The organism is Fusobacterium perfoetens ATCC 29250 (assembly GCF_000622245.1).
GTDB lineage: Bacteria > Fusobacteriota > Fusobacteriia > Fusobacteriales > Fusobacteriaceae > Fusobacterium_B > Fusobacterium_B perfoetens.
The window spans coordinates 74269-86478 of the sequence record NZ_JHXW01000005.1 but is presented as its reverse complement, the minus strand read 5'-3'; the positions used below and the strand labels follow the sequence as shown (position 1 = coordinate 86478).

Below are 12210 nucleotides of genomic sequence, written 5' to 3'. Positions count from 1 at the left end.
TAATGAAAAAGTTTATATTTATTGCTGTTTTAGTAAACCTTTTTTATAGTTGTCAAAATTTGACTTCATTAAATGGAGGTTATGGAAGAGTACCAGAGCTTAATATGGAAGTTGAAAAAGATAAAGCACTTTCACAAGAGAAATTTTTCTTAAGTGATTCTGGAATTGCTTATTTTTTAGATATAGTATCTAGTAACATAAGAAACAATACAACTAGAACATATATGGATGGAAATGCTTTTGATTTATATTTAGGAGAGTATATAGCAATACCTACTACTGCTTATAACTTTACAGTTCTTGCAACACCTAATGTAAATTCTTATGATGCTTTCATAAGAGGCGGAATATTTTATTTTAGAAGTTTATATCAGGGAAAATTTGGATTTGTTTTAGAGAAATATGGAGAAAATTCTCAAACTATTGTTATTAATAATAAAGCACCTTACCAAATCTCAGCTTTCGATTTAAATAATATCATAAGTAAAAATGTTGAAGAACAAGATATAGGAAAATTAAAAAATAGTGTTCAAGCTTTTAAAATTTTATTCCCAGAAAGTTCAAGAGTAAAAGATGCAAGTTTTGCTCTATTTAATCAAGGGGTAACAAATAATGATAGACAAGTAGTATCTAGTGAAGCTACTTTCTTAGAAGAAAATTGTCAATTATCTTCTGAAGAAAAAATAAAAATTTTATTAGGTAGAGAAAAAGTTTTAAATAATGATTATGCTTTATCAAAAACTTATTTTAATTTTAAAGAAAATACTATAGAATTAAATGAAGTTATAAAAAATAATATAATAAAAAGAGGAAGACCAACAGCTGAAGAATTAAATTTCTTAGAAGAGTTTTACTATGTAAAACCTAGTAGGGAATTAGCTAACTCTTTAGGAGTTTTCTATTTTAGAAGTGGAAATATTTCTAAGGGAACTCATTATTCAGAAAATAAAGGTGGATTATTACCAACACCTTTAAAAAGTAGTTTTACAGAAACTATATTAAATAATACAACAGAAGGAAATACTACAGAAAACACAGAAAATAATAATGAAACAAATACAGTAGAAGAAAATATAAATTTAGAATACAATACTTTTATATCAGATTATGATAAAGGTGTAACTTATTATAAAAATGAAGACTATGCAGAGGCAATATTGGTATTAGAAAAAATTATTCCTCAAGCAAAACCTGAATATAAAGAAACACAAGAATTATATTTCTTACTTGGAAACTCTTACTATGTTACAGGAAATCAAAGTAAAGCTAAAGAATATTTAGAAAAAGTAACATTAGAAAATAGTAAATATCCAGAAGCTCAATATAAATTAGGTGATATCTATTTCAAAAAAGGTGAGAGAGCAAAAGCTATCAAAACTTTTGAAGGCGTAAGTAAAAATTATAATTCTACAGTTTGGGGTAGAAAAAGTATAATATATTTAAGAAGTTTAAAGTAATTTACTAAATAAGAGATTAAAATAAAATTTAATATAAAAGGAGAAGAGTTAATGAAAAGATATGCTGATTTTGTTGCTGAAGACCGTCTTTTAGCAGAACAATGGCAAAAAATTGCTGAAATAAAAGAATTAGGATTTGACCCATTTGGAAAGAAATTTGATAAAGAATTTATGATAGGAGAAATCTTAGATAAAGAAGTTCCAGCAGAAGATGCAGAAGTAAAACCTGTTTATAGAACAGCTGGAAGAATAATGGGATATAGAATCCAGGGTAAAGCAGGATTTGCTCATTTAGAAGACCAAACAGGAAGAATTCAATTCTATGCTAGAAAAGATGCTTTTGAAGATGAAAAAGTTTGGGAATTAATAAGAAAATGTGGAGTTGGAGATATTGTAGGAATAGAAGGAACTCTATTTGTTACAAAAACAGGAGAAAAAACTTTAAGAGTTAGTAAATTTACTTTACTTTCTAAAAACGTAAAAGCTTTACCTGAAAAATTCCACGGTTTAACAGATATTGAAACTAGATATAGAAAAAGACATGTAGACTTAATAATGAATAGAGAAGTTAAAGAAACATTTATAAAAAGAACTAGAATTATAAGTGAGATTAGAAACTTCTTAAATGCTAAAAATTTCTTAGAAGTTGAAACTCCAATGTTACATCCAATCGTAGGAGGAGCAGCTGCAAAACCATTTATAACTCATCACAATGCTTTAGATATGCCTCTATATTTAAGAATAGCTCCTGAGTTATACTTAAAAAAATTAATAGTTGGTGGATTTGATAGAGTATATGAAATCAATAGATGTTTTAGAAATGAAGGAATTTCTACAAGACACAATCCAGAATTTACATCAATAGAATTATATATGGCTTATGCTGATTATGAATCTATGATGGATTTAACAGAAGATATTATTAAACATGTAGCTATGAAAGTTTTAGGAACTTTACAAGTTCAATATAATGGAAAAGATTTAGATTTATCTAAATTCCACAGAGTTCATATGGTTGATATGATAAAAGAAGTTACAGGAGTTGACTTCTGGAAAGAAATGACTTTTGAAGAAGCTAAAGCTATTGCTAAAGAGCACAATGTAGAAGTTTTACCTCATATGACTGGTGTAGGACATATTATAAACCAATTCTTTGAAGAAAAATGTGAAGATAAAGTTACTCAACCAACATTTATTTATGGACATCCAGTAGAAATATCTCCACTTTCAAAAAGATTCCCTAATGACCCAAGATTTACAGAAAGATTTGAGTTATTTATCGATTCAAGAGAATATGCAAACGCTTTCTCTGAGTTAAATGACCCAGCTGACCAAAGAGGAAGATTTGAAGCTCAAATTGAAGAAGCAGAACTTGGAAATGATGAAGCTACTCCAGAAATTGACGATACATTTATAGAAGCTTTAGAAGCAGCTTTACCACCTACAGGAGGACTTGGAATAGGAATTGATAGACTTGTAATGCTTTTAACTGGAAGCCCTACAATTAAAGATGTAATCTTATTCCCTACATTAAAAAATCTTAAATAATAAAATATTATTATAAAAATAAAAGGAGATGATATTATTTTTCATCTCTTTTTATTTTAAAATATAAAATTTTTTAGGTCGCCCTCTTTTTATTTTTTTTATAAAAAAAATAATTATGTTACTTTTATATAACTTTTCTAATATTCTATTTGCTGTTCTTTCTGATACATTTAAATAAGAAGCAAGTTGATCTGCAGTTACTCCTTCATTTTTTTTCAAACACTCAATCAGAATATTTGCTTTTTCTCCAACAATATTTAAAGAATAAAACTTTTTAATTATCTCTAAATCATTTTTTCTATCAGAATTTTCAGATGAAAGAAGAATAGTTTCTTTAGAGGAAATCAAAAAAAAGTCTTCTCCTAAAGAAATTTTATTTTTTTTATAAGAATCTTCAGAATAATACCTAGCTTCTCCAATAGTATTTCCTAGTCCCCATCCAATGTAAAATGAAGAATTAAGTTTTTCTTTTAAAAAATTATGAAGATTAGAAGAAAAAAAATCTTCTTTTATTATTAATATTTCAATATTTGTTTTATTTTGTTGTACAATGCAATTTTTACATATAGAAGAGATTAATATTTTGAAATTTTCCTCATCTAAATTACAAGTTATTTTTCCAAAAATAATTTGTTTTTCCTCAAATTTTTTTGCTTTTATATCATTTATAGAATTTAAAACAATTTCCTTTATAGTTTCAGATGATGGAAACAAAAACATAAAAGGAATATTATTTTCCTCTAAAAATGGTAAAATATTACTTATTCTTGTAAGAGCTAAATCAATCTCATTATTTTCTTTTAAAGTTAAATATTTAGTTTTAAAATTTTCATAAAGAGAAGTTTCGCTGTAATCTAGTGGTAAAAAAATAGGACACTCTTTTTTTGAGAAAATATTTTGAAGCCAGTAGTTTCTATCTTCTTCAGAAATAAAATCAATAAAAATTCTCGAAAAATTTATATTAGGATTTTTTCTTAATATATCAAAAAGATATTTAAATAAGTCACTTCTAGAAATTTCTAAAAAATATATAGGTGTAGTTATTTTAGCATTTTTTTTAATTACTTCATATCCAATAGGACCACTTGTAATAATACCATGATATTTATGAGCAATATTTAAATATATTTCTCCTAATTTATATAAATCATCATAAAAAATATAATCAATCTCTTCAGAAACATTTTTTAGAGCTTCTTTTATTTTAGAATATGAATTTTTTGGAGTTAATATAGCTATTTTTAACATAAATATAATCCTTTATAATATTTTTATAATAATTATAACATAAAATATTTATATTTAAAAATAAAAAATTGACTTTTAAAAAGAGATATTGTATAATAATTTTAATTTAATGTCCTAAAAGATGACTGAAAATATTAAGAAAGGGGAGAGAAAATTATGGAAAAAAAAGGTAAGACAACATTTCTAGAAAAATTTATAGGAGTTATTGAAAAACTGGGAAATAAATTACCACATCCATTTTGGTTATTTCTTTTACTATGTTCAATAACTTTAATTTTATCTTTTATTTTAAATAAGTGTGGAGTAGCTGTAGAATATTTAACTCCTAAAGATGGAAAAATGGTAATGACAAAAGTATCTGTAGTAAATTTACTATCTTATGCAGAGATGAGACCATTTATAGCAGGATTAGTAAAAAATTATATATCATTCCCACCATTAGGTTTAGTATTAGTGATGATGATGGGGGTTGGATTAATAGAACAAACTGGATTTTTATCATCAATAATAAGAAAATTAATTTTAAAAGCACCTTCTTATATAGTTACAGCAGTTTTAATATTTATAGGAATAAATTCAAGTGTAGCTTCTGATGCAGGAATATTATTTACACCTACTATTGGAGCAGCAATATTTAAAGCTTTAGGAAGAAATCCTTGGTTAGGAATAGTAGCAGGCTATGCAGCTGCTTCTGGAGGATTAAGTGCTAGCTTATTTATTTCAGGAAATGACGTAGTTGTATCAGGAATAACAGAAAGTGTAGCTAAATCATTAAATATTCCAATGACAATAACACCAGTAATAAACTGGTATTTTATGTCTACAGTGACATTTATTTTAACAGTAGCTTTAACTATTGTTACTGAAAAGTTCTTAGTAAAATTAGTAGATGAAAATGTTGAACTTGAAAATACTCAAGAAGAAAAATATGATTTATCAAAAGAAGAAGAAAAAGGATTAAAATATTCTTTAATTGCTTTAATTATATGGATTATAATATTATCAATTTTAATTTTTCCTGAAAAAGCATTTTTCAAAAATGAAGTTGGAGGATTTTTACCAAAATCCCCTTTAATGTCATCAATAGTTCCTGTTATTTTTTCAACTTTCTTTATAACTGGAAGTGCTTATGGAGTAGGAGCAGGGGTAATAAAAAAATTACATGATATACCTAAATTTATGCAAAAAGAATTAGTAGGAATGACTTCTATATTTGTAACAATGTTTCCAGCTTCTATGTTTGTATATCTTTTTGGAAAAAGTAAACTAGCTACAATACTAGCTGTTAAAGGAGCAGATTTTATAAAAACATTAGATATAGGACAAATTCCTCTATTAGTAATTTTAATTTTTATGTGTACATGTCTAAATTTATTTATAGGAAGTTCTTCAGCAAAATGGTTGATTTTAGCTCCTGTATTTATACCTATGTTTACAATGGTTGGATTTTCTCCAGCTTTAACACAAGTAGCTTATAGAATAGGAGATGGAGCAACTAATATAATATCTCCAATAGCAGGAGCAGTACCTGTAATTTTAGGATTATTAGAACAATATAAACCTAAAAATTATGATAAACCTATTGGTGTAGGAACTATGATATCTTTAGAGTTACCTTTTACAATTACTTTATTAGTTATTCAAACTATAGTATTAATTGGATGGTTTATTTTAAATATTCCATTAGGTCCTGGAGCAGGAGTATTTATTTAGGAGGTTATTAATGTTTCAAAATAATTTTATAAAAAATGAAGTAGAAAAGATAAAAGAAGAATTAATAGAAATTAGAAGAAGAATCCATGAAAATCCTGAACTTTCAATGGAAGAATACGAAACAAGTGATTTTATTGTAAAAAAATTAAAAGAATTTGGTTTAGAAAATATAGAAAAAATAGGAAAAACAGGAGTAGTGGCTTTAATAGAAGGAAAAGGGGAAAGATGTATAGGAATAAGAGCAGATATAGACGCTTTACCTCTTAGTGAAAATACAAAATTATCTTTTTCATCTAAAAAAGAAAAAGTATGTCATGCATGTGGACATGATATTCATACAACTTGTCTTTTAGGAGTAGCTAAAATTCTTAATGAAAATAAAGAGAAATTACTTGGAAAAGTAAAATTAATATTTCAACCAGCAGAGGAAACAGGAGTAGGGGCTAAATATATGATAGAAAATAAAGCTTTAGAAAATCCTGTGCCCGAAGTAATATTTGGATTACATTGTTGGCCAAATGTAGAAGCTGGAAAAGTCTATCATAGACATGGGGAAATGAGTGCAGCTTCAGATACTTTTAAGATAATTATAGAAGGAAAACAAGGACATGCTGCACACCCATATAAAGCAGTAGACCCTATAATGATAGCTGGAAATATTATAGTAGGGATTCAAAATATAATTTCTAGAGAAGTTTCTCCTTTAGAATCAGGAGTAATAACAATTTCAACTATACATGGAGGAGAAGTTATAAATGTTATTCCCAAAACAGTAGAAATTCAAGGAAGTATTAGAACTTTATCAAATGAAATAAGAGAATATGTTCATAAAAGATTAGAAGAAGTAGCTTGTGGAATAGCAGAAACATATAGAGGTAAAGCTATAGTTCAAATAAATAAAAAGACTCCAAATGTTGTAAATGAAGAAAAAATTTCTAATCTTATAGAAAAAGCATGTAAAGATATTTTAGGAGAAGAAAATTATATTTATAATCCTGTTCCATCAATGGGTTCAGAAGACTTTGCATATTATTTACAAAAGATACCAGGAGCAATGTTTAGATTAGGATGTGGATATAAAGATAAAGAAAATTATCCATTACACTCTGATATGTTTAATGCTAATGAAGAATGTATAACTACAGGAGTTATATCACTTTTAGCTATAGTTAATAAGTTATATGAAGAATAAAATATAAAAGAAGGAGAGAAATAAATCTCTTCTTCTTTTATATTATAAAATAAATTTATCTCTATAAAATTTTCTTAAATTTTTATCAAAAAAATTATATAATTAAAATAGAAAAAATACAAAAGTAGGTGTTTGAGTTGAGAAATACAAGATGGATTTATAAAACTACCCAAAATATCAAAAAAAATAAAAAATATAGTAAAGATTTAATTTCTATTTTAGAAGCTAGAGATGTAAAGACAGATGATGAGATAGAGAGATTTTTATATGGAGATATAGAAAATTTAAGAAATCCTTTTGATATTAAAGATTTAGAAAAAACTATAGATATTTTATTAGAGGCTAGAGAAAATAAAAAAAATATTTGGATATATGGGGATTATGATGTTGACGGTATAACTGCAACAAGTATCCTTTATAGAGTTTTTAAAGAGATTGGAATAGAGGTAAATTATTATATTCCTTTAAGAGATGAGGGGTATGGCCTTAATAAAGAAGCAATACAAAAAATAAAAGATGATGGTGGAGATTTAATAATAACTGTTGACTGTGGAATATTCTCTGTTGATGAAGTTGATTTTGCAAACTTTATTGGAATGGATATGATAATAACAGACCACCATGAAATAAATAATGATTTACCAAAGGCTCTTTGTGTTGTAAATGTAAAAAGAGAGGACAATGATTTTAATTTTAAAGGACTTTCAGGAGCTGGTACAGCTTTTATGTTAGCTTTAGGACTTTTTAGAAAATTAAATTCAGAAGAAAAAGCCTATAAATATCTTGATATTGCAGCTATTGGAACTGTGGCTGACTTAGTTCCTCTAATAGAAGACAATAGAATAATAGTAAAAAAGGGTTTAGAACAATTAAAAAGAACAAATTGGAAAGGATTAAAAGTATTAGAGAGAAAACTTTTTCCAGATTTTTCAGAGAAAACTTATGATACTTATGATATTGGATTTATAATAGCTCCTATTTTTAATGCTGCTGGAAGATTGGAAGATGCTAAAAAAAGTGTTGAACTTTTAATAAATGAAGATAATAAAATTTTGGATATAATCTCTTATGAGCTTATAAATCAAAATGAAGATAGAAAAGATATTCAAAAAGAAATTTTTGATTTAGTGGTAGAAGAAATAGAGGAAAAGAAATTAGATTCTAATGGAATACTTATTGTTGCTAAAGAAAAACTTCACAGTGGAGTAATTGGAATAGTAGCTTCTAAAGTTTTAGATAGATATTACAAACCTACACTTATAATTGATATAAAAAAAGATGAGGGTGTAGGGGTAGCTTCTTGTAGAAGTATAGAAAGTTTTAATATAATAGAAGCCCTTAATCATGTAAGAGATGTTTTTGTAAAATATGGAGGACATTCAGGGGCAGCAGGATTTACAATTCCTATTGAAAAAATAGATGAATTAAAAGAAAGATTAAATGAATATGTAAAAACTCAATTAGGAGATGAAGATTATTTAAGACCTATAAAAATAGATAAAGAGGTACAGATACAAAAAATTTCTTTTGATTTTTTACAGGAAATTTCTAAGATGGAGCCTTTTGGTTTTGGAAACTCTACACCAATTTTTGTTATGAAAAATTGTAAATTTACAAACTTTAGAAAGATTGGAAAAGATTTAACACATCTTATGTTAAATATAATAAAAAATGGTGTTGAAGTAAGAAACTGTGTTTGGTGGAATAGTGCAGACTTATATAATGAGATAGAAGATTTAGAAACTATTGATATAGCCTTTAAATTAAAAACAGAAATATTTAGAGATAAATATCAGTATAAAATTTTTATAGAGGATATAAAACCAAGCCAAAAAGATAATACTTATAAAAATATAGCTCTTTATGAAGATACAGAACTTTATGATACAGTTTTTCCAATTAAAACTGTATTTTATACAAGAAAGAGAATAAAAGATAATTTAACTTTTAATTTTTATGATAATAAAGTTTATGTCTTAGAAAATAAGGTAATAGTTGGAGAGTTAGATGATACTACTTCATATTTACTTTCAAATTTAAAAAATAGATTTGGTTATAATTTTTCTTGTGAATTAGAAGAAATAAAAGAAACTTCTGAAAATTTTAATGTATATATAAATATTTATAGAGATTTTTCTTTTGAAACTTATAAAATAAAAAATAGTGAGATTTTTAGAGATATAAAAGAATATCTTATAGGACAATTAAATTATAATTCTTTTCAAAAAAATATTTTAGCTTCAATATTTAAGGAAAAAAATAATACTATAGGAATTTATAAAGAAAATAGAGGAATTGGAATAATTATAAAAACCATAGGACTTTATTATAAAAGTATTGGAAAGAAAGTATTATTAGTAACTGAAACTATTGAGGATAAAAATTTAGAAAATTTTTTAGATATATCTTGTAAAATAGAAAAGGGATATGATTTTTATATTTTCTTAAATAATTATCCAAAAAGTAAAATAGATAATTATTTGATTTTTATAAAAGAGGGGGAAAATATAAAATCTAATAAAAATATAAAAATAGTAGAAGATAAATATGTAATTCCTAAAAATATAGAGATAGTTTGTGAAAAAGAGCTTATAAATTATCAAAATTCTTGGTCAAAAAAATTATCTTTAAAAAATAAAGAATATATTTATAATCTTTTGAAAAAAGGTGAAAAAGTTTATGGAAAAAAAGATATAGTTGTATTGTTATAGTTATAAATAAAAAAAGATAAGGTTAAATATTTAGATAAATAATTGACCTTGCTTTTTTTTAATAAATATTATATAATTATACAATGTAAATAAAAAACAAGGAGAAGCATATATGAAAAAAGAAACAGGTTATAGTGCCTTAAAGTTTCATATGAAGTCTCATATGGATTTATATTTTTTAGCTTTTCTAGTTGGAATTTTTTCAGGAGCAGTAGCAGTAGCTTATAGAGCTTCTTTAAGTTTGGCTGAAATTTTTAGAAGAGATGTCTATAGTTATGTAAGAGAAAATTTTGGAATTAAAGTCTTTTTAGGTTTAGTAATTGGAGGAGTAATAATCTCTTTAATTTTAGGATGGATAATTGTTAAAATTCCTATGGTTAAAGGGAGTGGAATTCCTCAAGTAAAAGGAATAATTGCCAGACAAATGGATTTTAATTGGGTAAAAGAATTAGGAGCTAAATTTTTTGGTGGTGTACTTGCTATTGTAGTGGGTATGTCATTAGGAAGAGAAGGACCTTCTGTTCAATTAGGAGCAGAGGTTGGTAGTGGAATTTTTAGAATATTTAAGAGAGAAGAGTATGAAAAAAAATATTTAGTAACTTGTGGAGCTAGTGCTGGACTTGCAGCAGCTTTTGGGGCTCCAATAGCTGGAACAGTTTTTGCAATAGAGGAATTACATAAATTTATGTCTCCACTTCTTGTAACTTGTGTATTAATTGCTTCTGTATCAGCAGAATTTGTTTCAAAATATTTTTTTGGATTTTCTCCAAGTTTTAATATTCATGTAGATGAATTCTATCAATTAAATCATTATATGTTAATAATAGTTTTAGCTATAATAATAACATTTATTGGAAAATTATTTAGTGATGGAATTTTTTATTTTCAAAAATTGTATAAAAATATAAAAATGAATCCAATGATAAAACCTGTAATAGTTGTAGGAATAACTATTGTAGTAGGAATATTTTTATTTGATATTACAGGTGGAGGACATGGATTAGCAGAAAGAATAATTCATGAAAATTTTGCTTATAAGACATTATTTATTTTATTAGTTGGAAAATTTTTATTTACATTAGTTTGTTATGCGACAGGAATTCCTGGAGGAATATTTTTGCCAATGTTAGTAATAGGAGCAATTATTGGAAAAATATATGGAATGGTTGTAATAGATATGTTTAACCTAACAAATGATTACGATGTATATTTTATAATTTTAGGTATGGCAACACTTCTTACAACTGTTGTAAAATCTCCTTTGACAGGAACAGTACTTATACTTGAAATGACAGGTTCTTTCTATCATTTCTTTCCAGTTGTAACTGCATGTATGACAACATTTTTAATATCAGAATTAATAGGTATAAAACCTATTTATGATTTATTATTGGAAAATATGTTACCAAAAGAGCAAGAAACAACAGGAGATAATGAGAAAAAGGTAATAGTAAAAGTACCTGTAGGGCCAGATTCAGAGTTTGATAATACTTATATAAAAGATATAGTATGGCCAGGAAGTTGTTTGATAGTTGAAATAGAAAGAGGAGATAGAGGAGTGACTCCACATGGAAGTACAAAAATATTAAGTGGGGATTTATTAGTAATACTTATGGACGAGGAAAATGCTAATAAATTTACTCATACTCTAATAAAAATGGGAGAAGGAATATAAAATCAATAAAGGGGGATTATGTTAAAGGAAGTTTGTGTAGGCTCTTTCACAGAAGCTTTAAATGCAGAAAGAAGAGGAGCGGATAGAATAGAACTTTGTGATAATTTAGAAGTAGGAGGAACCACACCTTCTTATGGTACAATAAAACAAGCTGTATCAAAAATAAAAATACCAGTTTTTGTAATGATAAGACCAAGAGGCGGAAATTACTGTTATAATAAAAATGAGATAGAAATAATGAAAAATGATATAGAAATGTGTAAATCTTTGGGAGTAAAGGGAGTAGTTTTAGGAGTTCTTACTAAAAATGATGAGATTGATTATGATTTATTACAAGAATTAATAGAATTATCTTCTCCAATGGAAGTGACTTTTCATAAAGCCATTGATGATTTAGAAAATCCTATACCAGAAGTTCCAAAATTAGCAAAAGTTGGAGTAAAGAGAATACTTTCTTCAGGGACAAAAGCAAAGGCTTTAGATGGAAAAAATATATTAAACAAAATGATAAAAAAAGCTAGTAATAAAATTACTATAATCGTTGCAGGTGGAGTTACAACATCAAACTTTGAAGAAGTTTCAAAAGAAATTATTTCAACAGAATATCATGGGAGAAAAATTATTTAAAAAACTCTTGACAAATATTTTGGAAAGTGATATTATCTA

General features: G+C 26.0%; 8 protein-coding genes. 7 read left to right on the top strand and 1 reads right to left on the bottom strand.

The window, feature by feature from the left end:
• Positions 1 to 2 precede the first annotated feature (2 nt).
• Both T364_RS0102805 and lysS read left to right on the top strand, forming a co-directional pair.
• Positions 3 to 1457 (top strand): tetratricopeptide repeat protein, encoded by a 1455-nt coding sequence (locus T364_RS0102805; RefSeq protein WP_027128228.1) that lies wholly within the window; start codon positions 3 to 5, stop codon positions 1455 to 1457.
• Positions 1458 to 1508: 51 nt separating this feature from the next.
• On the top strand, positions 1509 to 3005 hold the full coding sequence (lysS, locus tag T364_RS0102800; protein ID WP_027128227.1) for a lysine--tRNA ligase: 1497 nt from the start codon (positions 1509 to 1511) through the stop codon (positions 3003 to 3005).
• 51 nt (positions 3006 to 3056) lie between these two features.
• Here lysS and T364_RS0102795 read toward each other — a convergent pair whose 3' ends face one another.
• The gene (locus tag T364_RS0102795) at positions 3057 to 4253 is read right to left on the bottom strand and encodes an HTH domain-containing protein (RefSeq protein ID WP_027128226.1); all 1197 of its coding nucleotides are present in this window, start codon (positions 4251 to 4253) and stop codon (positions 3057 to 3059) included.
• Positions 4254 to 4409: 156 nt separating this feature from the next.
• Here T364_RS0102795 and T364_RS0102790 point away from each other — a divergent pair, with 156 nt between their 5' ends.
• From T364_RS0102790 to T364_RS0102770, 5 genes are all read left to right on the top strand, one after another.
• Positions 4410 to 5966, top strand: coding sequence for an AbgT family transporter (locus tag T364_RS0102790; RefSeq protein ID WP_027128225.1), 1557 nt, complete (start codon positions 4410 to 4412; stop codon positions 5964 to 5966).
• A 10-nt stretch (positions 5967 to 5976) separates the two neighbouring features.
• Positions 5977 to 7158: a M20 metallopeptidase family protein gene (locus T364_RS0102785; protein WP_027128224.1), complete on the top strand. Its 1182-nt coding sequence runs from the start codon at positions 5977 to 5979 to the stop codon at positions 7156 to 7158.
• 137 nt (positions 7159 to 7295) lie between these two features.
• Positions 7296 to 9869, top strand: a complete 2574-nt coding sequence (gene recJ, locus T364_RS0102780; RefSeq protein ID WP_027128223.1) for a single-stranded-DNA-specific exonuclease RecJ — start codon at positions 7296 to 7298, stop codon at positions 9867 to 9869.
• A gap of 112 nt (positions 9870 to 9981) precedes the next feature.
• Complete coding sequence (locus T364_RS0102775) at positions 9982 to 11544, top strand: chloride channel protein (protein WP_027128222.1); 1563 nt, start codon at positions 9982 to 9984, stop codon at positions 11542 to 11544.
• 18 nt (positions 11545 to 11562) lie between these two features.
• Positions 11563 to 12171 carry a copper homeostasis protein CutC gene (locus tag T364_RS0102770; protein WP_027128221.1) on the top strand — a complete coding sequence of 203 codons (609 nt, stop codon included), beginning with the start codon at positions 11563 to 11565 and terminating at the stop codon, positions 12169 to 12171.
• Positions 12172 to 12210: the final 39 nt, after the last annotated feature.

Coding starts and splice junctions, on each gene's coding strand:
- T364_RS0102770 (WP_027128221.1), top strand. CDS start 11,563: ATGTTAAAGGAAGTTTGTGTAGGCTCTTTCACAGAAGCTTTAAATGCA.
- T364_RS0102795 (WP_027128226.1), bottom strand. CDS start 4,253: ATGTTAAAAATAGCTATATTAACTCCAAAAAATTCATATTCTAAAATA.
- T364_RS0102790 (WP_027128225.1), top strand. CDS start 4,410: ATGGAAAAAAAAGGTAAGACAACATTTCTAGAAAAATTTATAGGAGTT.
- T364_RS0102805 (WP_027128228.1), top strand. CDS start 3: ATGAAAAAGTTTATATTTATTGCTGTTTTAGTAAACCTTTTTTATAGT.
- lysS (WP_027128227.1), top strand. CDS start 1,509: ATGAAAAGATATGCTGATTTTGTTGCTGAAGACCGTCTTTTAGCAGAA.
- T364_RS0102775 (WP_027128222.1), top strand. CDS start 9,982: ATGAAAAAAGAAACAGGTTATAGTGCCTTAAAGTTTCATATGAAGTCT.
- T364_RS0102785 (WP_027128224.1), top strand. CDS start 5,977: ATGTTTCAAAATAATTTTATAAAAAATGAAGTAGAAAAGATAAAAGAA.